Raw genomic sequence first — 22,796 nt, forward strand, 5'->3', positions numbered from 1 at the left:
CTCGGCAATATGGACAGGCTTCTGTCTGTCTGCCTGCTCCCTCGCCGGAAAGGAACGCGCGTGGTCGACCTCTCCTCCAGGAATCCCGACTGGTGGCGCCAGGCCGTGATCTACCAGGTGTATCCGCGCAGCTTCGCCGACGCGGACGGCGACGGGCTCGGTGACCTCCAAGGCATCACCGAGCGGCTCTCCCATCTGGGGGCGCTCGGCGTGGACGCCCTGTGGCTCAGCCCGTTCTACCCTTCCGAACTCGCCGACGGCGGCTACGACGTGGCCGACTACCGGGACGTCGACCCGCGCCTCGGCACCCTGGACGACTTCGACGCGATGGTCGCCGAGGCGCACCGGCTGGGCCTGAAGGTGATCGTCGACCTCGTCCCGAACCACACCTCGCACCTGCACCCCTGGTTCCGCGAGGCCCTGCTGTCCGGCCCCGGCTCCGCGGCCCGGGAGCGCTACGTCTTCCGGCCCGGCCGCGGCGCGCACGGCGAACTCCCGCCCTCCGACTGGCAGTCGGTGTTCGGCGGCAGCGCCTGGCGCCGGGTCCCGGACGGCGAGTGGTACCTGCACCTGTTCGCCCCCGAGCAGCCCGACCTGAACTGGGCGCACGACGAGGTCCGCGCCGACTTCCGCACCACCCTGCGCTTCTGGTCCGACCGGGGCGTGGACGGCTTCCGCGTCGACGTGGCCCACGCCCTGGTGAAGGACCTCGCCGAACCGCTGCGGGACGTCGCCGAGTTCGGCGCGACCGGCGAGGAGGCGCTGGAGCGGGTCCCGCCGGGCACCCACCCCTACTGGGACCGCGACGAGGTGCACGAGATCTACCGCGACTGGCGCAGGATCTTCGACACCTACAGCCCGCCCCGCACGGCCGTCGCCGAGGCCTGGGTACCGGACGCGCGCCGGGCGCTGTACGCCCGCCCGGACGAACTCGGCCAGGCCTTCAACTTCGAGTACCTGCAGACCCCCTGGGAGGCCGAGGCGCTCCGCGAGGTCATCACCGGCTCGCTGGCCACCGCCCGCGCGGCCGGCGCCTCGGCCACCTGGGTGCTCTCCAACCACGACGTCGTACGGCACGCCTCCCGGCTGGCGCTGCCGCCGGGCACGGACGAGAACGCCTGGCTGCTGTCCGGCGGCCGTGCGCCGTCCGTCGATGTCGCCCATGGCCTCGGGCGCGCCCGCGCCGCCACCCTCCTCATGCTCGCGCTCCCCGGCTCGTCGTACGTCTACCAGGGCGAGGAACTCGGCCTGCCCGAGGTCGCCGACCTGCCGGTCACCGTCCTCCAGGACCCGATCTGGGAGCAGACGGGCCACGCCCGCAAGGGCCGCGACGGCTGCCGGGTGCCGCTGCCGTGGACGGCGGACGGCCCGTCGTACGGCTTCGGGTCCGGCGGCGCCTGGCTGCCGCAGCCGGAGTGGTTCGGGTCGTACGCCGTCGAGGCGCAGGCCGGGACGGCGGGCTCCACCCTGGAGCTCTACCGCACCGCGCTGCGGCTGCGCCGCAAGCTCCTTGACGGCGAGACGCTGACTTGGGCCGAGGCGCCCCCGGGCGTGCTGCACTTCGCCCGGACGGAGGGCTGGCGGTGCGTCACGAACGTGTCGGACGTACCGGTGCCGCTGCCGCCGGGCGAAGTGCTGCTGGCGAGCGTGCCGTTGCCGCATGACGGCACGCTCCCGCCCGACACCACGGTGTGGCTGGGCGCCTGAGGTGATCAGCCGGCGGTGGGCGTGGCGCCCGGGGTCGCGTTCACCGCGTTGCCGTCGGCGTTGCCGGTCCCGACACCGGCACCGCTGCCCGTGAAGCCGGCCTCGCCCGGGAGGGCCGGCGGGCTGGTCGTGCTGTTGACCGGCGGGGTGAGCACCACCTGCGGCTGGCCCGCGGCCGGGGGCGGCGGGGTCAGGTCGGTGGCGGGCAGCTTCGGCGGGGTCGTCTCCTGGAAGAGCACCGACGGGAAGTCGACCAGCCCGGTCTGCTCCATCACCGTGATGTGGTCGAGGACCGTGGCGTTGGCCTGGTCGGCCAGGATCCGTACCAGGGTGTTCCGGGTGGTCGAGCGGATCTTCGCGATCGTGTTGAAGATCGAACCGTGCGTCACGCGCAGGATGTTGGCGAAGTCCGTGTCGAACTTCTTGCCGGTGTCGGCGGTCAGGGTGTTGACGAACCCCTGCTGCTGCGGAGAGGGCAGGTCGGGGATGGTGATGTTGAGCATCGGCGCGATCTTGCGGCAGCTGGCGTCCAGCGCCGCGTGGCCGTCGATCAGGTGCTTGCTCGCGGTGATGACCGCCTGGGACTGGCCCTTCTTCAGGCCGAGCTGACCCACGGGGTACTCCCACAGACCGGCCGCGCGCACCTTCACCACGAAGTCCCGGTCGCCTTCGGTCAGCGGCCCCCACTGGGTGTTGGCGATCACCCGGGTCGTGTCGCTGGACACGGTGTTGAGGCCCAGCATGCTCGGGTAGGCGAGTGCTATGAGGGTCGCGCTGAGGGCTCCGCCCACGAAGAGTGTTCCCGTCGCATTCCGCGAAAAGCGCACTGGTGCCTCCTGCCGGTCGGGGTTCCCGCGCAGGGGCGGGGGTCGGACGCCGATGAATACGGATGGGGATGCCATCCGAAACCTTTTGGTTTGGTAAAGAACTTGTGAGGGCAGGCCCCGCCCGGGGCGCCGTCACCCCATGTCCTGACCACGAGAGGGTGATGCTTTCCCCAGGTGAGAGTGGTCATGACAAAGTCGGGGGCAGGCTTCGCCGCATGCCCCCACAGTCATCCCCCCGCATTCCCCGCCTGCCCAACGGATCGGCAGGCCGGGGCCCCGTCGCACGCCCCGCCCTGCCCGTACTGCCCTACCGCAAGCCCACCAAGGGCCGGGACTACTGGGTCTTCGACGACGTCCTCCCGGACGTGGACGCCGTACGGGAGCGGTGCCTGGCCAAGGACGACTGGGTGCAGGGGTACCCGTACACCTCGGAGACCTGGCCCGGACTGCGCACCATGCCCGGCCTGGAGCCCGCCGAACTCGCCGTCGTGGAGGGGCTGGTGCGCGAGGCTACCGGTGCCGGGAGGCTCTGGGTGCAGCAGGCGCCGGGCGGCGGCACCCTCAACCACAACTGCGTCCAGGTGGTCGGCGAGGGCGAGAGCGAGCCGCGCCCGCACACCGACTCGCGGGCGCTGTGCCGGTACGCGGCGGTGCTGTACCTCAACCCCGGGGTGGCCAAGGACTGCGGCACCGCGTTCTACCGCCAGTCGCTGCCCGGCGGCCGGCTCGGCGGCAACATCGTGCAGGCCCCGCACAACAACCTCGTCGAGGCGCTCGGCACGCGGTTCGTCCCCGGCGACCACTTCGAGGAGGACGTCCGCGTCCCGCACAGGTACAACCGGCTGCTCCTCTACAACGCCAACCTCGTGCACAGCGCGACCGGTTACACCGGCAAGACGCTGGCGGAGAAGCGGATGACGGCGGTCTTCTTCTGGATGGCGTGAGCGGGCGCGTCTGTAACAGCGGGCGTGACACGAACACGACGGGCCCGTGACGGCGATCTCCGAACTTCCCCCGCGTGGCCCGCATCGAAAGAGGTGTCCGGCAGAGAGCCGGGAAGGACACCGCCGCTGGGGGATCCCATGTCGAAGCTTCGCAACCGTCGCACGAACGTCCGCAAGACCGCCCTCGCCGTGACCGGCGCCGCCGCGCTGCTGGCCCTGCTGACCGCGTGCAACGGCACCGCGAGCGGCTCCGTCAGCGCCGACGGCGGCTCGGCGGCCCCGGCCGCGGGCGACTCCGCGACGGCCGACGGCTCGACGGGCGGTTCGACGGGCGGCTCTGGCACCGGGTCCGGCACCGGCAGCACCTCGGGCTCGTCCACGTCGGGTGGTTCGTCCGGCTCCGGCGGTTCGTCCACGTCGGGTGGCTCGTCCGCCTCCGGCGGCTCGGTGCCCGCCTGCCAGGCCTCCCAGCTCGACTACTCGTGGGCGAGCGGCGACGCCGCCGCGGGCGCGGTCAAGGGCGACCAGCAGGCCGTCGTCGTGGCGCTCACCAACAAGAGCGGCCACACCTGCACGCTGTACGGCTTCCCGGGCGTCGACCTGGTCAACAGCGGTAAGCAGTGGTCGCTCCAGCGCAGCGGTGCCACCCCGCAGCGGGTCACCCTCGCCAAGGGCACCGCCGCCCACTTCACGATCACCTACCTGGAGTCGGACGACTCCGACGCGTTCAGCCCGAGCACGGTGGTCATCACCGCGCCGAACCAGCGCACGTCGTACGACCTGCCCTGGCAGGGCGGACCCATCGTGCTCCAGGACGGCGCGACCCACCCGGGCACGTACGTCGGCCCGGTCGGCAAGTGACCGCGGGCCCACGGGCCCCTCGGTCCACCCCGGGTCCGGTTCAGCCCGCGTCGCGCACGCAGCGGAAGCCGGTGTGGCCGGTGGAGCTGTCGGGGGTGTTGGCGGTGCGGGCGGCGACCCGGTAGCGGTTGCAGTAGGAGGCGTGGCAGAGATGGGAGCCGCCCCGGATGACACGGGCGGCACCGTGCTCCGGCCCGCCGTCCGTACTGCCGTCCGTACCGCCGTGCTCGGTCGTCCACCGGTCGGCGCACCACTCCCACACGTTGCCCGAGGTGTTGTGCAGGCCGTACCCGTTCGGCGCGAACGCGTCGACGGGCGCGGTTCCGCGGTACCCGTCGGCCGCGGTGTTCCGGGTCGGGAAGGTCCCGCGCCAGATGTTGCACCGGTACTCCCCGGCCGGGTCCAGCTCGTCCCCCCACGGGTAGCGGGCCTGCTCCAGGCCGCCCCGGGCCGCGTACTCCCACTCCGCCTCGGTGGGCAGCCGCTTGCCGGCCCAGGAGGCGTAGGCGGCGGCGTCGTACCAGGAGACGTGCACGACGGGATGCCGGCCGAGCCCCTCGAGACCGCTGCCAGGACCGGCCGGCTCGTGCCAGGCGGCCCCCGCGACCGCACACCACCAGGGCGTCTCCGGCGGCCGGGGCGCACCGCGGCGCAGCGCGGCGGGCAGGAACCCGGCGAAGACGTAGGACCAGCCGAGCCGTTCGGCGTCGGTGACGTAGCCGGTGTCGGCGACGAACGCGGCGTACTCGTCGTTGCTCACGGCACACGCGTCGACGAGGAACGGCGCCACCCGCACGGCCCGCACCGGCCCCTCCCCGTCCGCCGGAAACCCGTCGGCGTCCTCGGCACCCATCAGGAACTCACCACCGGGCAGCGCGACCATCCCGGTCCGCCCCGGCGCGATGTCACCGGGGCCGGGAAGACGCCGCACCGACGGACCCACGGGTGCGGCGGGCGCGCAACAGGCCCCCGACGGCGGCTGGCTGGACTCCATGAACGGAGTGTGCCGCAGACACCTGTGACACCGGGCCGCGGGGCCGCCGGGCCTGGCGGCCGAGAAACCCCGGCATGGCCCGTCGCTCCGGTGCGGACAGGCTCCATGGCCAAGCCCGACCGGCCATAATCGAGCCATGGCACCATCCTCGGTCTCCGACCTCCGTCGCGCGAAGTTCGCCCGCCGACTGCCGGGGGAGCTTGCAGAGCTCTGCGGCCCGTCTCACGGCACGGTGCAGTTGCCGCTGCACGTGGCCTGGTCCGGCTTGACGGAGTTCGACCTGGATCGGCCTCGCCTGCGCATGAGCTGCTATCGCATCGTGCTTGGTGAAGGACTCCACGACGACCTGATCCAGTACCTCAACCCACAGGTGCTCGTCAGCGTGTGGTCGACCTTGCGGACTCTGATCAGCAGGGATCTTCGCGATGTCTGGGAGGACGCGTTTCCCGAGCTTCCCCACGGGACGCGGGCCGCTGCGTGAAGGCCACCGACCTGCATCGGCGCCTCCTCGCCGATGTCCTGTCCGTCGGCGCCCCCTATCCGCTGGCGCTCACCGGCGGCTACGCGGCTCAGGCCCACGGTCTTGTCGACCGACTCAGCCAGGACCTGGACGTTGCCACTCAGAGTCCGTCGGCGATGGAGACCATTGCGGACACGGTTGCGGCTGGTCTGAGAGAGCGGGGCTGGGATGTCAGGACACTGGAGACGGACCCGCTCTCCGCTCGGCTGATGGTCACGGATGCCGTCTCCGGGGAGGACTGCGAAGTCGACGTGTTGAAGGAGGCACTGTGGCGCCCGCTCGTGCAGACGGAACTCGGCCTGACCCTCTCCCTTGAAGACGTGGTCGGCACCGAGGTCCGGGCGCTGGCCGATCGTGGCCTGGCCCGCGATCTCATCGACGTCCATGCCGCTGCGGACCGATGGAGCCGACTCGATCTCGAAGACCTGGGCCGCAAGCACGCCCGCGACACCTTCGACCTCACCGACCTCCAGTCCCGGCTGACCGGCGCCGACTGGATCGACGACATGGAGTTCGCGGCATACGGGCTCGACGACCAGGAGATCACCGCCCTCCGCCACTGGGCCCAGACCTGGGCCGACGACATCGCGGAGCGGCTGATCGAGGGCGGGCCGCCGGAGGACTGAGGTGTGGTGGGGTCAGTCGGTCGGCTGCCGCTGCTCCGCCGCCCGGGTCCGCAAGAAGGACAGGCCCTCCACGGCGAAGCCGGCCAGGATCAGCAGGCCCCCCAGCCAGAGGAGGGTGATGACCTTCGCCTCCGCGCCGCCGAGCAGCATCAGGTCCGCGCCGAGCACGGGAAGGACCGTCTCCGCGGCCTTCAGCCACCGGCCCCTGCGCGCCTGCACGACGGCGGAGACCAGACCGAGCACGGAGACCAGCGCCAACACCCCGAACGCTATTCGCATGCCCACAGTGTGCGTCAGGCCGGCTGCCACAGTTCGATGCGGTTGCCCTCGGGGTCGGTGACCCAGCCGAAGCGGCCCACGCCGTCCATGTCCTGGGTCTCCCCGGCGACGTCCGCGCCCTTGGCGCGCAGTTGCGCGAGCATCGCGTCCAGGTCGCGGACCCGGAAGTTGAGCATGGTCTGCTGGCCGGGGGAGCCGAAGTAGTCGGTCCCGGACTCGAAGGCCGCGAACACCGTCGGCCCGGCCGGCTGCTGCCACAGGCCGTGCTCGTCGAGGTCCAGGCCCAGGCAGTCGCGGTACCACGCGCTGAGGGCCGCCGGGTCGGCGGACCGCAGGAAGTAACCGCCGATTCCAAGCACACGTTCCATGCCGCCATCCTGCCAAGGCCGGAGCCGGCCCGCACGTGTGAAGTCGGGGGACGCGCGGTACGGACGTAGATGCAAGCGTGCCGTGTCGGTCGTCGGGAGTCGTCGTGAGCAGTGTTGCCATCGTGGGTGCCGGACCCGGGCTGGGGGCCGCCGTCGCCCGGCGGTTCGGGCGGGAGGGGTTCGGGGTCGCCCTGCTGGCGCGGGACGGGGACCGCCTCGGGGCGCTGGCCGGGGAACTGGCCCGGGAGGGCGTCCGGGCCCGCGGGTTCGCCGTCGACGTCCGGGACCCGGTCGCCCTGGCGGAGACGCTGGCGCGGGCCGCCGCGGAGCTCGGGACGATCGAGGTCCTGCAGTACAGCCCGGTACCGCAGCGGGACTTCATGCGGCCCGTCCTGGAGACCACCCACGCCGACCTGGTCGGACCCGTCGAGTTCTCCGTGTACGGGCCCGTCGCCGCCGTCCAGCAGGTGCTGCCGGGGATGCGGGAGCTGGGCCGCGGGACGATCCTGCTCGTCAACGGCGGTACCGCCGTCATCCCGCACACGGACCGGGCCGGGACCTCCATCGCGTTCGCCGCCGAGAGCGCCTACGGGCATCTGCTGCACGACCGGCTCGCCGGGGAGGGCGTCTACGTGGCCCAGCTGGTGATTCCGGGGGCCATCGTGGCCGGACACGCCCGCAAGGATCCCGCCGTGCTCGCCGACACCCTGTGGGGGATGCACCGCGACCGGCACGGGTTCCGGCACTACGCCGACGACCTCGACGGATAGCTCCGGGTCCGAGGAGGAGGGGAGGTCCCGTCGGGCGGTACGGGTCGATCTGCGCGAACATCATTTGTAGCTCAATATGGTGTTCGGCCCGATTGATCCTCTCAGGGAGTCAGCGATGGCTGTGGAAATACCCCCGCTCCTCAAGCCCTCCCGGCTCAGAAGCCGCGGCGGCCTGCTCGGTGAGTGCCTGGCGGAGTTTCTCGGGACCTTCGTCATCCTCGCGTTCGGCGCCGGCGTGGTGGCGATGGCGGTGGCCGCGCTGCCCGGGTCGGGTCGCGCGGCGAGCCCCACGACGATCTTCCTCGCCGCCGGTGACTGGCTTCTGATCGCCTGGGGCTGGGGCCTGGCCGTGACCTTCGCCATCTACGTGGCCGGCGGGGTCAGCGGAGCCCATCTGAACCCGGCGGTGACCCTCGCGTTCGCCGTGCGCCGCAAGTTCCCCTGGGCGAAGGTGGTGCCCTACTGGGGGGCGCAGGTACTGGGCGCCTTCGCCGGAGCCGCGCTGGTCTTCCTCGTGTACCACGACGCGATCAACGCGTTCGACGCCGCGTCGCAGCCGCCGAAGGTGGGCGGGCACACCGAAGCCACCTTCTCCATCTTCGCCACCTTCCCCGCGCCGTACTTCCACGGCGGGATCTGGGGGCCGCTGATCGACCAGATCGTCGGTACGGCCTTCCTCGTCATGTTCGTCGTCGCGGTCGTCGACCTGCGCAACACGGCCGTCGGGTCCAACCTCGGCCCGTTCGTCATCGGCCTGGCCGTCGCCGCCATCGGCATGTCCTACGGCGCGAACGCCGGCTACGCCATCAACCCGGCCCGTGACTTCGGTCCGCGGGTGCTCACCTGGCTGGCCGGGTGGAAGAGTTACGCGTTCCCGGGGAACGGGGCGACGTTCAGCGGGTACTGGTGGATCCCGATCGTCGGTCCGCTGGTCGGCGGCGTGATCGGGGTGCTGGTCTACGACCTGTTCATCGGTGACGTCCTGCATGCCCGGCTGAAGCTGGGCGAGTTGCCGGAACCGGGCCGGACCCGCCCGACCACGGACGAGTAGGCGCCGCCTCGCGCGCCGCTTCTCGCACTACTTCGCACGCTACTTCTCAGAGCCCTGCTCGCCCAGGCGTCGCACCAGCTGCTGTGCCTGGGCGACCCCGGTGTCGATCTGCTCGGTGTACTTGCCGTCGGTCCGTTCGTCGACCAGGTCGCCCGCCTTCTCCAGGCCGGTCCCGATCGCGTCACCGTGTTCCTCGGCGACGTCCTTCGCCTTGTCCGCCAGGTTCTTGAGTCCGTCGATTCCGCCGATTCCATCGAACATGCCGGAATCGTCCCGGGCGGGAGCGGACGGCCGCAAGACGGCGCCCGGGGCATCCGGCGGGGCGTGAAAGGGGCGTCCGGACAGGCCGTTCTCCGCTCGTTCCGCGCTCGTTCTCCGCGGTATCCGCGCCAACTCCGGTCCTCAGGCGGATCCTGCATCCTTGACTCGGCAGGCAAGCGACGCACACACCCCGGGAGACGACGTCATGAGCACCAGCCCCCTCCTGACCGGCCTGAACGACAGGCTCCCCGAACTGCGGGCGCTCTACGAGGACCTGCACGCGCATCCGGAGCTGTCCTTCGCGGAGGAGCGGACCGCGGCCCTGGTCGCGGCGCGGCTGCGGGAGCAGGGCTGGGAGGTCACCGAGGGCGTCGGCGGCACCGGGGTGGTCGGCGTGCTGGCCAACGGGGACGGGCCGGTCGTGCTGGTGCGCGCCGACATGGACGCGCTGCCGGTGCAGGAGGAGACCGGGCTGCCGTACGCCTCGAAGACCGACGGGGTGATGCACGCGTGCGGGCACGACGTGCACGTCGCCTGCCTGCTGGGGGCCACCGGGCAGCTGGCCGCCGGGCGGGACGGCTGGCGCGGCACGGTGGTCGCCGTCTTCCAGCCGGCCGAGGAGGTCGGCGGGGCGCCGAAGATGCTCGCGGACGGGTTCGCCGAGCGGTTCCCGCGGCCGGACGTGTGCCTGGCCCAGCATGTGGCGGCGGCGCCGGCCGGGCTGGTCGGGACCCGGGCGGGGGCGCTGATGGCGGCGGCGGACAGCATGCGGGTCACGCTGTTCGGGCGGGGCGGGCACGGGTCCACGCCGGAGGCCACCGTCGACCCGGTGGTGCTGGCCGCCGCGGTGGTGATGCGGCTTCAGACGGTCGTCTCCCGGGAGGTGGCCGCGGGCCAGCAGGCCGTCGTCACGGTCGGCTCGATCCACGGCGGGACCAAGGAGAACATCATCCCGGACAGCGTCGAGCTGAAGATCAACGTACGGACCGCCACGGCGGCCGTCCGGGAGCGGGTGCTGGCCGCGGTCGAGCGGATCATACGGGCCGAGGCCGCCGCCTCCGACGTGTCCCGGGAGCCGGAGATCGTCCCCATCGACTCCTTCCCGGTCACCCACAACGACCCCGCCGCGACCGCGTCCGTCCAGGCCGCGCTGGCCGGGGAGTTCCCGGGCCTCACCTTCGAGCTGACCTCGCCGGTCCCCAACAGCGAGGACTTCGGGGCCTTCGGCACGGCCCTGGGGGTGCCCTCGGTCTTCTGGTTCGTCGGCGGCGCCGACCACAAGCTCTACGAGGGCGTCGACCTGGAGGCCCTGCTCCGAGACGGCATCCCGCCGCAGATCCCCTCCAACCACTCCCCGCACTTCGCGCCCGTCCCCGACCCGACGATCGAGACGGGCGTCCGGGCGCTCCTCGCGGCGGCGGCCCACTGGCTCGCCCCCTGACACCCCGGGCCCGGTCCCTAGGGGCGGGGCGTCGCCTGGTCCAGGGCCGGACGCAGGTCCGCGCGGCGGCGGATGCCCAACTTGCGGTAGGTGTGCGTGAGATGGGTCTCCACGGTGCGGCGGGCCAGGTGCAGGAGGGCCGCGATCTCCACGTTCGTGCGCCCCTCGGCGGCGAGTTCGGCGATCCGCCGCTCGCTGCCGGTGAGCGAGGCGGCGCCGGTACGGCGCCTGGGGGAGCGGGCGCCGCCCTTGCGCAGGATCTCCTCGGTCAGTTCCGACAGCCGTACCGCGCCCTGCCGTTCGGCGTGCTCGGCCGCCTCCCGAAGGCAGTCGCGGGCACGGGCCCCCTCACCGCCGGCGGTCAGCTGGCGGCCCAGCGCGATCAGGGCGAGCGCCGGCTCGGTACCGGCCGGGCCGCCGTCCCGCAGCAGCCGTACCGCCTCCTCGGTGAGCTCCAGGCCCCGGCGGCCCCCGGTCGCGGTACCGAGGACGCGCAGCGCCCGGCCGACCGTGCGCGGGGTGCCCCAGACCCGGGCCAGCCGCAACTCCTCCTCGGCCAGGGCGATGGCCTCCAGCGGGCGGTCCAGGGCCAGCCGGCACTCGGCGGCGGCGGTGCGCCAGGGGGTGACCACCGGGCTGATCACGTCCCGGGCCGTCTGGCGGCGCCCGCACTCCAGGAAGTCGTGCAGCGCGGCGGCCGGGTCACCGGCGGCGGCCCGCACCACGCCCCGCGCGTACAGGAACCGGTTCAGCTCCCAGGAGTCCGGTGCCTCCCGCAGGTCGATCCCGGCGACCAGGGCGGCGGCCTGCTCGCCGCGGCCGGTCTCCACGAGCGCGATCAGCTCCTGCGCGTGGGCGTTGGACGGCGTGACCGCGTCGGGGACGGCGGCCGGGCGGGTGTGGTCGGCACGGGCCGCCGCGATGTCGGTACGGCTGTTGAGCAGCGCCTGGTGCATGGGGTGCAGCAGGTCGGGGCGCTGCCCGGCCAGGCCGCGGTCCACCAGCCGTTCGGCCTCGTCGAGTTCGTCGGCCCACTGGGCGACGGTGGCCGCGGTGCCGACCAGGAACGGCTCGGTGAGCGGGTCGGCGGGTTCGGCGAGCAGGGTGCGCAGCTGCCGCATCGCGTCCCGGGCCGAGATCAGGCCCGCGGAGGCCGCGTGCCGCACCAGCAGGGCCTGGCCGGCCGTGCCGACCAGCTCCGGGGAGCGGTCGGCGGTCTCGGAGAGCCGCCCGTAGACCTCCTGCCTTACCTCCTGGTCCTGGTCGGACAGGAGCACGGAGGCGGTGTGCAGGGTGCGCACCAGGTCGGGATGGCCGTCCAGTTCGCCGTTCACGGAGCGGAGCAGCTCGACGGCCTTGCGGGTGCGGCCCCGGCCGGTCAGCGCGGTACCGAGGGCGACGGCCGCGCGCACCCGGTCCTGCGGGGCCGCGGGCAGCCGGACCGCCTCGGCCAGCCGGGGTATCGCGGCGGAGGAGCGGGGCGCCGCGTACTCCAGTGAGCCCAGCTCGGTCAGCAGCCGCTGCCGGTGGTCGTCGGGGAGAGGTTCCTCCAGGGCGCGGCGCAGATAGGCGACGGCGTCCTCGGCGCGGTCCTCGTAGAGGGCGGTGGCGGCCGCGTCCCGGAGCAGGGCCGGTGCCCAGGGGGCGTTCACCGCTCCGGTCGCGAGCAGTTGGCGGGCCACGGCCTCGGCGGGCGCGTCCTGGCGCAGCATCGCCTCGGCGATCGCCCGGCGGGCGGTGCGGCGCCGGGCGGCGGGCACGCCGGCGAGGACCGCGTCGCGCAGCAGGGGGTGCGGGAAGTGCGGGCGGCCGTCGGCGCCCAGGGTGAGCAGGCCGAGGTTGGTCATGGCGGTGAGCCAGCCGGCCACCCGGACCGGGTCGGCGTCGGCCAGTTCGGCGAGGAGCGGGGTGACCTCGTTCTCCGGCAGGGAGGTACCGGGGTCCTCCTCCAGGACGGCGAGGGCGCGGGCCACCTCGGTGGTGGCGGGACCGGCGCTGTCCAGCCACCACTGGACGGCGGCCGGGTAGGCGCCCGGGTAGAGGGCGGCCGTCGTCTCGGGCACGTCGGGGTGCCGGCTCTCGCCGAGGTCGTCGAGGAGGGCGCCCAGCAGCAGCGGGCTGCCGGCCGCCGCCCGCACACAGGCGTCGACCCAGGACCGGGACGCGTCGGGGAACGCGGCGCGCACCCGGGCGGCGGCGGCCGTCGGGGCGAGGGGCGCGAGGGTGTGGGTGCGGACCAGCGCCGGCGGGAGGGTGTGGGTGAAGCCGGGCACGGGCGGGACGAGGTCGTACTGGCTGCGCTCGCTGACGACGAGGAGGATCGGTAAGCGGTCTATGTGCCGGGCGGACTCCACGAGCCAGCGGTGCGAGGGGGCGTCGGCGAGGTGGACGTCGTCCACGACGACGAGGAGCGGTGCGGCGTCGGCGTAGGAGCGCAGCACCCGCCAGAGCCCGGCGGCGGTGGACCGCTCGTCCCCGTCCACCGCGAGGTCGGCGAACTCAGGTACCGGGCCGAGGAGTTGCAGGACGGTCGCGAAGGAGATGGGGGTGTCGCCGGGCGAGCAGCGGGCGCGGAGCACCTTCAGGCCGAGGGAGCTCGCCTGCTCGGCGGCGGCTTCCAGGACGGTGGTGCGTCCGGTTCCGGTGGCGCCCCGGAGAAGCACGAGCCGGCCGCTGCCGGCCAGCGTGCGCTCGGCTTCCTCGGCCAGTAGGTGCATGGCGGCGGCGAGTTCAGGGGACGGCTGGGTCATGCCTGGCTCCTCGCGGTGCGCTGACGGGTTCGGGGGGTTAGAGGCGGTGGGAGCGGGAGAGGTTGTGGGGGGTGGGGGTGGCCGGGGGGTTTGTTGCAGGGGCCGCACATTTGAGACGGGGCTGTGCATCTGGGTGGGGTGCCTGGGGCCGTGGGCAGCCGCGGGCCGGTGGTGGCTGGTCGCGCAGTTCCCCGCGCCCCTTTTCGGGTGGGCCCAGTGGACCCACCTTCTTGGGGGCGCGGGGAACTGCGCGACCAACCACCATGCACCCGCAGTGCGCCCACAACCCGAAACACCCCCACCCGCCGTCTAAACATCTCGTGGTCCCTCTCGTGGTGCTCCACGATTGTCGTTGCCCCTTTGGACACACCAGGCTGGAGTACTACCGCCCGTCACTGTTCCCTCGGAGACGACGGGCACGTGGACATAGGGGAAGCGGTTGGTCAGCAACAGCTCATTCGCGTCGGTCGGCCGCACTCCCGTTGCGGTGTACGCGCCGGACCCGATCTCCCGCGAGGGCGCGCTCAGCCAGTTGCGGCGCCACCCGGAGGTCGAGATACGCGAGGAGTCCGAGACCGGGCCCGGCACGGTGGCGCTGCTCATCAGCGACGGCCTCGACGAACCCGAACTGACCCGGCTGCGCCGGGTGGTGCGCAGCGAGGGTGCGCGGGCCGTACTCGTGGTCGGGGCGCTGCGCGAGACCGAGCTGCTCGATGTGATCGAGTGCGGGGTCGGAGCCATCGTATGGCGCCACGAGGCCACCGAACTCCGGCTCGTGCAGGCCGTGCTCGCGGCCGCCCGGGGCGACGGGGACCTGCCCGCCGATCTGCTCGGCCGGCTCATCAACCAGGTCGGCACGCTGCACCGCAGTGCCGCCGGCCGTCCGGGTGCCCCGGCAGCCGGGCTGTCCGCCCGCGAGGTGGACGTCCTGCGGCTGGTCGCCGAGGGCCTCGACACCGGTGAGATCGCCAGCAAGCTGTCCTACTCCGAGCGCACCGTCAAGAACGTGATGCACGGGCTGACCACCCGACTGCATCTGCGCAACCGGGCCCACGCCGTCGCCCATGCTCTCCGGGAAGGCTACATCTGACCGATCGGGCAGCTGACACCGGCTCAGGGGCAGGCCGGTCTGCCCGGCCGTGCCTGCGGGCGCGGCCGGGGCGAAGGGCAGGATGGGTGTGTATGCCGAGGGGGCCGCGCGGGTCCATGGGGTGGTGAGTACGGCGTGATCCACGAGGTGGACCAGGTGCTGCGGAACCTGCTGACCGGCGGAGCGCTGGAGGGTTCCGGCATCGAGGTCTCCTTCGACGCGCCGACCCGCGACTGGGCGGCCCGCCGCAACGGGCCCGTGATCAACAGCTACCTGTACGACATCCGCGAGGACGTGAAACGGCGTCAGCGCGGGCACGTCGACATCCGGGACCAGCGGGACGTCGTGGTCAAGCGCCGCCAGCCGCCCCGGTGGTTCCGGCTGTCGTACCTGGTGACGGCGTGGACCAAGCGGCCCGAGGACGAGCACCGGCTGATCAGCGCGGTGCTCGCGACGCTGATCCCGCGGGAACTGATCCACCCCTCCGAACTGCCGGGCTCGCTGGGCTCGCTGGGTCTGACGATCCCGCTGTCGTGCGCCGGCATCCAGACCGAGGCCCGCTCCCTCGCCGAGATCTGGTCGGCGCTCGGCGGCGAGCTCAAGCCGTCCCTGGACGTGGTGATCACGGCGCCCTTCCCGGCCTACCCCGAGTACGACGCCGGACCGCCGGTCACCGAGGGCGCCGCCGTGCGCGTGCGCAGTGGGCTCGACGATACCGCGCCGGTCCTCGAGGAGCGGGCCCACCGGCCCGGCCAGGTCGCCGAGGCCGCCGCGGCCCGGAGGGGCCGGGCGTGACCCTGGACGTCTCCCTGGAGCCGGCCGCCGCGCTCCTGACCCGGCTCTCCGCGCTGCGCGACCGGGTCGCCGCCCTGGTCGCCCACCGCTCGGCCGACGACCCGACCGCCGACGACCCGCTGCGCGGCCTCTACCTCTCCGAGGAAGCGGTACGGCACCTCCTGGGCCCCGAGCCGGAACCGGCCGAACTCCCCTCACTGCCCGACGGGTTCGCCGACCCGCTCGCCGTCCTCGCGGCCCGCCTGCGCCTCACCCCCCTCGACACCACCCTGCTCCTGATCGCCCTCGCTCCGGACATCGACCGGACCTTCGAGCAGCTGTACGGCTACCTCAACGACGACGTCGGCCGCCGCCGCGCCACCGTCGGCCTCGCCCTCGACCTGTACGGCGCCCCCGCGCACCTCGCGGCGGCCCGCGCCCGCTTCCACCCCACCGCCCCGCTCGCCGCACTCGGCCTGCTCACCGTCGAGGAACCCGAACGGCCCTTCCTCAGCCGCTCGTTGCGCGTCCCCGACCGGGTCCTGGCGCACCTCCTCGGCGACGACACCCCGGACGCGGCGCTGACCGGACACCTGCGGGAGCCGTCGTACGGCAGCGAGCCCGCCGACCCGGAGTTCGTCCGCCGGGTGGCCGCGCGGATCGCCGCCGGGCCGCTCTTCGCCTTCCTGCGGGAGCGGCAGGAGGGCGAGGGCCTCGGCTGTGCGACGGCCGCGCTGCGGCTCGCGGGGCGGGCGGCGCTGCACTACACCGGGCCCGAGGAGCGGATCCCGGAGCTGCTCCGGGAGGCCCGCCTGAGCGGGCGGGCGATCCTGGTCGACAGCGACGTGCCGGCCCCTTTCCTGGGCGCGCTGAGCGCCGGCGCCGCCGCGGACGTCACCGTGCTGGTCACGACCTCCCGCCCCTACGACCCCCAGTGGTGCGACCACCGCGACCCGCTCGTCCTGGAGGTGCCCTCCCGGCGTGCCGCCGCCCTGGAGGCCTGGGCGGCCGTGCTGCCCGCCGACCCCGGCTTCGACCTCGCCGCCACCGTCGCCCCGTACCACCTCGGCGGCGAGCGTCTCGCCCGGGCGGCCCGGGCCGCGCAGGACCTCGCCGCCTTCGACGGCACCCCGCTGACCGCCGCCCACCTGCGGCTGGGCGCCCGCCAGCAGTCCGCGTCCGGCCTCGAACAGCACGCCCGCCGGATCCGGCCCGCGGTCGACTGGCGGGACCTGGTGCTGCCCGACCGGCCCCTCACCGAACTGCGGGAACTCGCGCTGCGCGCCCGCCACCGCGACCGGGTGCTCGGCGACTGGCGGCTGAGCGCGGGCGGCGGACGGGGCCGGGGGGTGCTCGGCCTCTTCGCCGGCGAGTCGGGTACGGGCAAGACCCTGTCGGCGGAGGTCGTCGCCGCCGAGCTGGGACTGGACCTGTACGTGGTCCAGTTGTCGTCCGTCGTCGACAAGTACGTCGGCGAGACCGAGAAGAACCTCGAACGGATCTTCACCGAGGCCGACCGCACCGACGCCGTGCTGCTCTTCGACGAGGCCGACGCGGTCTTCGGCAAGCGCTCCGAGGTCAAGGACGCCCACGACCGGTACGCCAACCTGGAGTCGGCCTATCTCCTGCAGCGGCTGGAGGCCTTCGACGGCATCGCGCTGCTCACCACCAACCTGCGCGCCAACATCGACGAGGCCTTCACCCGGCGCCTGGACCTGGTGATCGACTTCCCGTTCCCGGACGAGGAGCAGCGGCTGGCGCTGTGGCGGCACGGCCTGGTGCACGTGCCGAGCGCCGAGGGCATCGAACTGCGGTCGCTGGCGGCGGAGTTCGAGCTCGCCGGTGGGTCCATCCGGAGTGCGGTGGTGACCGCGGCGTATCTTGCGGCGGGCCGGGACGGGGCTGTGGGGGCGGCGGATCTCCTCGAAGGGGCGCGACGGGAGTACCGCAAGGCGGGGCGGCTGGTGCCGGGCACCTGGGGGTGAGCGTTGCCGCTCCGCGGGAGCGCCGGAAGGGGGGTGCGTCGTTGTCTGTCTGCCGCGCCGTCGTGGCTGGTCGCGCCCACGTGGCGGAGCCGCATATCGATACAGCCCCGCGCCCCTGTGGGGCGCTACCGCTGACGGGGTGATCAGTCGCCCGACGGGTGGATGATCTGCCACTCCTGGTCGTCCGTGTTGGAGCAGTAGTACAGGGTGAGGTTGGTGTCGTTGACGCCGGTGCTGTAGCCCGCCACGTCGAGGCAGAGGTTGTTGCTGGCGAAGTTGCGGATCCAGTAGGCGCCGCTGGGCTGCTTGTCGATCCACCACAGCTGGTTGTCGGCCTTGGTGCCGTCGCACTTGTACTCGGTGATCGGCGCGGAGAGCCTGGCCGAGCCGTAGTCGGGCAGGTCCATGCACAACTGGTCCTTGGCGTTGCGGATCTGGAAGAGCGCGGCCGAGCCGGGGCCGCCCTTCGGGTACCGCACCTCCAGGTTCCACAGCTGGTTGTCGTCGGTGGTCTCGTCGCAGGTGTACTCGCGGACCGGGCCGTTGCTGGTGCCGTTGCCGTAGCCGGGGATGTCCGCGCACTTCTTGGTGGTCGTGTTGCGGAGCAGGATGTTCGTCGCCGGGACGACCGGCTTCGGGGTCTTCTTCTTCGTGGCCTGCGGGGTCGGCTGGGCCTGGCCGCCGCCGCCCGCCTGGGTGTCGGACGACTCGTTGCCGTCGTTCGAGGGCTGCTGTTCCACCGGGGTCGGCGAGGGCGCCGGCGCCGCCACCAGGGGTGCGCTGGCCGTGGGGCTGGGGGCGATGCTGCTCACCCCGGCCTCCTGGACCTTCTCCTGGGCGAGGCTGCCGACCTTCGGTTTGTAGTTGAACCAGATCAGGGCGAAGGTGAGGGCGAGCGCCAGCAGGGTGCCGAAGAGGGTGGCCAGCCAGCGGGGCAGGAAGCCGCGCTGGACGTAGGTGCCGTCCACAGGCTGTGGATTGACGCCCGACCGCTGGACGGTGAGGGCGTACGGCCGCTGCTCCTTGGGCCCGAACCAGATGATCCGCCGGGGCTTCAGGGTCGCCTTGACGAAGGCGGCGCGGCCGGGTTCGATCTGGACGTTGCTGGGGTGCAGGTCGTAGACGAGCTGGTCGCCGTTGTCGCTGCCGCTGACCGAGGCGGTCAGCTTCGTGTTGCCGAGGTTGTCGATCGCCAGCTTCGGGCGGCCCCGGAAGCGGCCCTTGACCGTCGGCGGCACGAGTTCGGCCCGGACCTCGGTGAAGGGCGTGATCGTGAGGTTGCCCTCGGGGACGGTGACGGCCTCGGGGTGCTCGGTGGGCGTGATGCGGATGGCGTAGGGGTTGGGTCCCGCGGTCGCGTCCGGGGTGCGGGGCGGGGCGAAGGTGAGCTCGACCGTGCCCGTGGTCCCCGGGTAGAGCCGGAGCGTGGCGGGCTCGACGGTCGTCCAGGGCGCGACGGGGCCCACCGGTTCGAAGCGGTACTCGTCGACGACGTCACCGGTGTTGCGCAGCCGCAGTCGTACCCGGGTCGAGGCGCCCGGGTCCACGGTCGCGGAGGCGGGTTCCAGGGAGGTCCACAGGGTCACGGGGTCACCGTCAGCTTGAAGGCCTCGAGCCAGAGCGTGTTGTCGAGGGTGCCGACGAAGTCGAGGTCGTTGTTGGGAGTGCGGGCACCCTTGCACCACTGGTCGCCCCAGTCGTGGTCGCGGACCTTCGCGTAGTTGCAGCCCTGGCCGCTGCCGACGTTGAAGGCGAAGCCCTCGATGTAGGGGTCGGCCGGCTTCGTGCTGCCGATGTAGTTGTCCTTGCCGTCGGCGATGATCGCCGTCCAGTTCGGGCTCCACGTGCCCTGGCCGTTGGTCGAGTTCGGGTCGTAGTGGAACCAGTTGGCGGCGGAGCCCTGGACGCCGTACACCGCGAGGTTGATGGCCTTGATCGGCAGGTTCTTGCCGACGGTACCGGACATGGTGCCGTCGCAGACGGGCTTCTGCCAGCCGGTGCCCTGGACGTAGGAGCGGTAGCAGATGTGCCGCCCGGCCGGGTCGTCGGCGGCGAGGCGGTTGACGGCGGTCGCCGCGGTGTCCTGCTTGGGCTTGGCGGTCACGGTGGCCGTCGCGCCGCCGCCCCCGCCTCCTCCGCCGCCACCACCGTTTCCGTTGCCGTTCCCGGTGTCCGCCGGGGGCGCCGACGAGGGTGTCTCGGTCGGCGCCGGCGGCGGGCTCGGGGTCACCGAGGGGCTGGGCGCGATGCTGGCCACCGCGGCTTCCACCGGCTGTTCCTGGGCGAGGCTGCCGACCTTCGGCTTGTAGTTGAACCAGATCAGGGCGAAGGTGACGGCGAGGGCCAGCAGGGTGCCGAACAGGGTGGCCAGCCAGCGGGGCAGGAAGCCGCGCTGGATGTACGTGCCGTCGACGGGCTCCGGCTGCACCCCCGACCGCTGCACGTTGAGCCGGTAGGGCCGCTGCTCCTTGGGCCCGAACCAGATGATCCGCCGCGGCTTCAGCGTGGCGTTCACGAAGGCGGCGCGGCCGGGTTCGATCTGGACGTTGCTGGGGTGCAGGTCGTAGACGAGCTGGTCGCCGTTGTCGCTGCCGCTGACCGAGGCGGTCAGCTTCGTGTTGCCGAGGTTGTCGATGGCCAGCTTCGGGCGGCCCCGGAAGCGGCCCTTGACCGTCGGCGGGACCAGCTCCGCGCGCAGCTCGGTGAAGGGCGTGATGGTCAGGTTGCCCTCGGGGACGGTGACGGCCTCGGGGTGCTCGGTCGGCGTGATGCGGACCGCGTACGGGTTCGGTCCCGCCGTCGCGTCCGGGGTGCGGGGCGGGGCGAACGTCAGCTCCACCGTGCCCGTGGTCCCCGGGTAGAGCCGGAGCGTGGCGGGCTCGACGGTCGTCCAGGGCGCGACGGGGCCCACCGGTTCGAAGCGGTACTCGTCGACGACGTCACCGGTGTTGCGCAGCCGCAGGCGTACACGGGTCGAAGCGCCCGGGTCCACGGTCGCGGAGGCGGGTTCGAGGGAGGTCCAGAGGCTCACGTCAAGACGCTAGTGGGCCGCGGAGCGGCAAATCACCGGACTCCGGGGCAGAGTTGGCGGAGCCGAGGGCGGTGCCGCTGCCCTCGGGGACGGGCCGGTGGGGCCGTACGGACAGAATGGCCTGTCCTCGGCACCGCCGGCCCGGCCGGGTCAGTCCAGCTCCATGCGGTCGCCTGCGCCGGAGGACGTGACAGGCGCCGCCTGCCCGGTCGCGGCGGCCTGCCGGATCCGGTCGGCGACCTCCTTGGGCGCACCCTTGAGGTTGGCCGTGCGCACCTCCTCGACCACCGACGCGAAGGCGCCCGCGAGATGCCCCGCCTCGGTGATGCGCTTCGGCAGCCAGCGGAACTCCATCTGGACGCCCTGCTGTCCGCCCGTGTGCTCCCGGGACAGGTGCGGCGACGCCGGGTCGGGCTTCTTGAACGGCCGCCCGGACGACAGGACGTACAGCTCCGCGTTCTCCCCGTTGAGAACCTTGTTCAACAGCATGTAGGTGGCCTGGACCGGGTTCTGGGACGGGGAGGCCACGCCGCCCGCCTCCTCGGGCGGACCGTAGGCCGGGGTCCGCTCGGCGTTGGCGCCCCTGCCGTACGGCTTGAGGAAGTTCAGCCAGAAGCCGACGTTGGTCTCCGCGACCTGCTCGTGCAGCAACTCGGCGAGGCCCATGAGGTCCTCGGGGCTGAAGTTGAGGTTCCGGACCGTGTCCGTGGTCGCCTTCGTCCTGACCTGCGCCAGGTCCCCCAGCTTGGCCAGGTGCGAGACGGCGTTCTTCGCGGTGGACGTCTCCCCGATCGCGTCCGTCATCACCATCGCGCTGCCGATCGCGTAGGACGCGGTCAGGGACAGCGCACCGGTCAGCGCCTCCCGGTCCATTTCGCCCAGCTGGGGCATGGCTCCGGCGAGGAACGACCGGAACTTGTGCGAGGCCTGCGCCACGGCCGTGGTCGCGTGCAGAAGTGCCGCGTGCGTGTGCTCCTTGCCCTTGGGGGCCGGCGGGTACTCGACCTTCTGCTGGGCCTCGTAGAGGTGCGGCAGCCCGGACGGCAGGATGCCTGCCGTGGCCTGGAGGTACAGGCTGTGCTTGGCCTCCTTCTGGAAGGCGGCGATCGCCTTCTGCAGCTCCCGGTCCTTGAACAGCTCCGGACCGAGCCACGTCTGCAGTTCCGGCAGCGGGATACCGGTGGCGTACTCGCCGTCGGAGCCGGGGATGAACGAGGCGAAGGACCGCGGGTCGTGGGCGAACATGCCGGCGACGTGCCCGTCGATCTCCTGCGCCATCTCCAGGATCGTGTGGTCAGAGCCCGGTGCCAGCTCGTCCACGGCGTCGGTGACGTACTCGATGTTGCCGATGGGGTCGTACTCGGCGTCGTCGGGCACCAGGGAGTTCCCGTCGGGCGTCGTGAGATCGCTCAGCGCCTCGTGGATGTCCCGGCCGCGGTGCTGGAGGACGTTGTGGTCGGTGACGACGTTCATGCGCTGGCCGGACGCGATGTCCGAGGCGTACCCGGCGCCGCCGTAGAAGAACGACGTCAGGGCGGGGTGCGGCTGGCGTCCCTCGATCGGCCTGAGGCCGGCGCTGGACTGCTTCACCTCGTAGCTGGGCACGCTCAGTTCCGCCTCGAAACCGACCAGCCGCTGGATCGGGGCGGATCCGTCGGCGGCCTGCCCGGCAGCCGGACCGGGCTGTGCGCCGTCCTGCGTCCGCTGTACCGGGGACGGGGCGGGCCCGCTCATCACCCGGTCGGCCTTCTGCTCGGCGTGCCGCTCGCCCGAGTCGCCCTTGCTGGACAGGCTCACCTCGCCGCCGATGGCCGTACCGGGCACCGGGCCGGCCAACTGGTCCTCGACGTGGGTGAGTTCGTGCGCCCAGTCCTTCTTGGTCATGGTGTCGCCGACGACGATGTTCCGGCCGGTGGTGAGCGCCCTGGCGCCCAGCTCCTGCGCCGCCGCCTTGGCCGCGGCGCCCTTGTGGACCCGTACGCCGCTGAAGTCCGCGCCGCCGAAGCGGCCCTCCATCTCGGACCGGAGCCCGGGTTCCAGGTTCTCGCCTGCGGTCTTGATCACGTCGTGGACCAGGGCCCGGCGCTGTACGGGCAGGTGTCCGCAGCCCGGATCGTGCTCGTGCCGGTCCTGGGCCGCCTCCCGCTGCACCGGCAGATGGCCGCAGCCCGCGTCGTGCCGGTGGCGCTGCGCGGCGATCGTGGCGGAGACCGCCGCGTTGCCCGCCAGCCGCTGCAGGACCGGCAGTCCGGCCGCGGTGGTGGGCACGGGCGCCGGGCCCGCGCCCGTCGGGACGCCCAGCGCCTTCGGGGCGCGGACCGCCCCTGACCGCTCGGCCTTGCCGGGCTCCTCCTGCATGTACATGGACCAGGACCACCCTCCGGCGACGGCTTCTCGATCCATCCCTACGGCAGCGGTGCCGGGCGGACAAGGACCGTCGGGGCAGTCTTGGGGGCAGCGGGCCCTGCCGTACCCCGCCGGCCGTGGATCTTGTGGCGGTTGGCGGGCGTGTCCGCC

At 72.9% G+C, this 22,796-nt stretch carries 20 protein-coding genes; 11 read left to right on the forward strand and 9 right to left on the reverse strand.

Annotated features, from left to right (window positions below; genetic code table 11):
- Positions 1–9: 9 nt before the first annotated feature.
- On the forward strand, positions 10–1,707 hold the full coding sequence (locus ACGF5O_RS18570) for a glycoside hydrolase family 13 protein (RefSeq protein ID WP_393810927.1): 1,698 nt from the start codon (positions 10–12) through the stop codon (positions 1,705–1,707).
- A gap of 5 nt (positions 1,708–1,712) precedes the next feature.
- Here ACGF5O_RS18570 and ACGF5O_RS18575 read toward each other — a convergent pair whose 3' ends face one another.
- The gene (locus ACGF5O_RS18575; RefSeq protein ID WP_393810928.1) at positions 1,713–2,498 is read right to left on the reverse strand and encodes a DUF4142 domain-containing protein; all 786 of its coding nucleotides are present in this window, start codon (positions 2,496–2,498) and stop codon (positions 1,713–1,715) included.
- A 251-nt stretch (positions 2,499–2,749) separates the two neighbouring features.
- Between ACGF5O_RS18575 and ACGF5O_RS18580 the strand changes: the two genes are divergently transcribed.
- Positions 2,750–3,478 carry a DUF6445 family protein gene (locus ACGF5O_RS18580; RefSeq protein ID WP_393810929.1) on the forward strand — a complete coding sequence of 243 codons (729 nt, stop codon included), beginning with the start codon at positions 2,750–2,752 and terminating at the stop codon, positions 3,476–3,478.
- A 138-nt stretch (positions 3,479–3,616) separates the two neighbouring features.
- The gene (locus ACGF5O_RS18585) at positions 3,617–4,339 is read left to right on the forward strand and encodes a DUF4232 domain-containing protein (protein ID WP_393810930.1); all 723 of its coding nucleotides are present in this window, start codon (positions 3,617–3,619) and stop codon (positions 4,337–4,339) included.
- A gap of 40 nt (positions 4,340–4,379) precedes the next feature.
- Here ACGF5O_RS18585 and ACGF5O_RS18590 read toward each other — a convergent pair whose 3' ends face one another.
- Positions 4,380–5,333 carry a formylglycine-generating enzyme family protein gene (locus tag ACGF5O_RS18590; RefSeq protein ID WP_393810931.1) on the reverse strand — a complete coding sequence of 318 codons (954 nt, stop codon included), beginning with the start codon at positions 5,331–5,333 and terminating at the stop codon, positions 4,380–4,382.
- 136 nt (positions 5,334–5,469) lie between these two features.
- On the opposite strand from ACGF5O_RS18590, the gene ACGF5O_RS18595 reads away from it, so the two are divergent.
- Together ACGF5O_RS18595 and ACGF5O_RS18600 are read left to right on the forward strand one after the other, a co-directional pair.
- A complete protein-coding gene (locus ACGF5O_RS18595; RefSeq protein ID WP_393810932.1) occupies positions 5,470–5,814 on the forward strand; it encodes a transcriptional regulator in 345 nt (114 codons plus the stop codon).
- Positions 5,811–6,479, forward strand: a complete 669-nt coding sequence (locus ACGF5O_RS18600; RefSeq protein ID WP_393810933.1) for a nucleotidyl transferase AbiEii/AbiGii toxin family protein — start codon at positions 5,811–5,813, stop codon at positions 6,477–6,479. The genes ACGF5O_RS18595 and ACGF5O_RS18600 overlap by 4 nt, the downstream gene beginning before the upstream one ends.
- Positions 6,480–6,491: 12 nt before the next feature.
- Here ACGF5O_RS18600 and ACGF5O_RS18605 read toward each other — a convergent pair whose 3' ends face one another.
- Together ACGF5O_RS18605 and ACGF5O_RS18610 are read right to left on the reverse strand one after the other, a co-directional pair.
- Positions 6,492–6,758 carry a hypothetical protein gene (locus tag ACGF5O_RS18605; protein WP_393810934.1) on the reverse strand — a complete coding sequence of 89 codons (267 nt, stop codon included), beginning with the start codon at positions 6,756–6,758 and terminating at the stop codon, positions 6,492–6,494.
- A 14-nt stretch (positions 6,759–6,772) separates the two neighbouring features.
- The gene (locus ACGF5O_RS18610; RefSeq protein WP_393810935.1) at positions 6,773–7,126 is read right to left on the reverse strand and encodes a VOC family protein; all 354 of its coding nucleotides are present in this window, start codon (positions 7,124–7,126) and stop codon (positions 6,773–6,775) included.
- A 104-nt stretch (positions 7,127–7,230) separates the two neighbouring features.
- On the opposite strand from ACGF5O_RS18610, the gene ACGF5O_RS18615 reads away from it, so the two are divergent.
- Together ACGF5O_RS18615 and ACGF5O_RS18620 are read left to right on the forward strand one after the other, a co-directional pair.
- Positions 7,231–7,896: an SDR family NAD(P)-dependent oxidoreductase gene (locus ACGF5O_RS18615; RefSeq protein ID WP_393810936.1), complete on the forward strand. Its 666-nt coding sequence runs from the start codon at positions 7,231–7,233 to the stop codon at positions 7,894–7,896.
- Between the two features lie 115 nt (positions 7,897–8,011).
- The gene (locus ACGF5O_RS18620; RefSeq protein ID WP_393810937.1) at positions 8,012–8,947 is read left to right on the forward strand and encodes an MIP/aquaporin family protein; all 936 of its coding nucleotides are present in this window, start codon (positions 8,012–8,014) and stop codon (positions 8,945–8,947) included.
- A 39-nt stretch (positions 8,948–8,986) separates the two neighbouring features.
- Here the strand turns inward: ACGF5O_RS18620 and ACGF5O_RS18625 are convergent, their stop codons facing one another.
- Positions 8,987–9,208: an antitoxin gene (locus tag ACGF5O_RS18625; protein WP_393810938.1), complete on the reverse strand. Its 222-nt coding sequence runs from the start codon at positions 9,206–9,208 to the stop codon at positions 8,987–8,989.
- A gap of 205 nt (positions 9,209–9,413) precedes the next feature.
- On the opposite strand from ACGF5O_RS18625, the gene ACGF5O_RS18630 reads away from it, so the two are divergent.
- Positions 9,414–10,649 (forward strand): amidohydrolase, encoded by a 1,236-nt coding sequence (locus ACGF5O_RS18630; RefSeq protein WP_393810939.1) that lies wholly within the window; start codon positions 9,414–9,416, stop codon positions 10,647–10,649.
- A gap of 17 nt (positions 10,650–10,666) precedes the next feature.
- On the opposite strand, the gene ACGF5O_RS18635 is transcribed toward ACGF5O_RS18630, so the two are convergent.
- The gene (locus ACGF5O_RS18635) at positions 10,667–13,399 is read right to left on the reverse strand and encodes a LuxR C-terminal-related transcriptional regulator (protein ID WP_393810940.1); all 2,733 of its coding nucleotides are present in this window, start codon (positions 13,397–13,399) and stop codon (positions 10,667–10,669) included.
- A gap of 439 nt (positions 13,400–13,838) precedes the next feature.
- On the opposite strand from ACGF5O_RS18635, the gene ACGF5O_RS18640 reads away from it, so the two are divergent.
- The 3 genes from ACGF5O_RS18640 (at position 13,839) to ACGF5O_RS18650 (ending at position 17,248) form a co-directional block, all read left to right on the forward strand.
- Entirely contained in the window at positions 13,839–14,489 is a 651-nt protein-coding gene (locus tag ACGF5O_RS18640; RefSeq protein WP_352356733.1) for a response regulator transcription factor, read from the forward strand.
- Positions 14,490–14,624: 135 nt separating this feature from the next.
- A complete protein-coding gene (locus ACGF5O_RS18645) occupies positions 14,625–15,284 on the forward strand; it encodes a DUF4255 domain-containing protein (RefSeq protein WP_393810941.1) in 660 nt (219 codons plus the stop codon).
- Positions 15,281–17,248, forward strand: coding sequence for an ATP-binding protein (locus tag ACGF5O_RS18650; RefSeq protein WP_393810942.1), 1,968 nt, complete (start codon positions 15,281–15,283; stop codon positions 17,246–17,248). Before ACGF5O_RS18645 ends, ACGF5O_RS18650 begins: the two co-directional genes overlap by 4 nt.
- A 143-nt stretch (positions 17,249–17,391) precedes the next feature.
- On the opposite strand, the gene ACGF5O_RS18655 is transcribed toward ACGF5O_RS18650, so the two are convergent.
- From ACGF5O_RS18655 to ACGF5O_RS18665, 3 genes are all read right to left on the reverse strand, one after another.
- Complete coding sequence (locus ACGF5O_RS18655; protein ID WP_393810943.1) at positions 17,392–18,834, reverse strand: RICIN domain-containing protein; 1,443 nt, start codon at positions 18,832–18,834, stop codon at positions 17,392–17,394.
- On the reverse strand, positions 18,831–20,279 hold the full coding sequence (locus ACGF5O_RS18660; protein ID WP_393810944.1) for a hydrolase: 1,449 nt from the start codon (positions 20,277–20,279) through the stop codon (positions 18,831–18,833). Before ACGF5O_RS18660 ends, ACGF5O_RS18655 begins: the two co-directional genes overlap by 4 nt.
- 150 nt (positions 20,280–20,429) lie before the next feature.
- The gene (locus ACGF5O_RS18665; protein ID WP_393810945.1) at positions 20,430–22,643 is read right to left on the reverse strand and encodes a DUF4157 domain-containing protein; all 2,214 of its coding nucleotides are present in this window, start codon (positions 22,641–22,643) and stop codon (positions 20,430–20,432) included.
- Positions 22,644–22,796 lie beyond the last annotated feature (153 nt).

This window comes from Streptomyces sp. NPDC048291 (assembly GCF_043201715.1).
Taxonomy (GTDB): domain Bacteria; phylum Actinomycetota; class Actinomycetes; order Streptomycetales; family Streptomycetaceae; genus Streptomyces.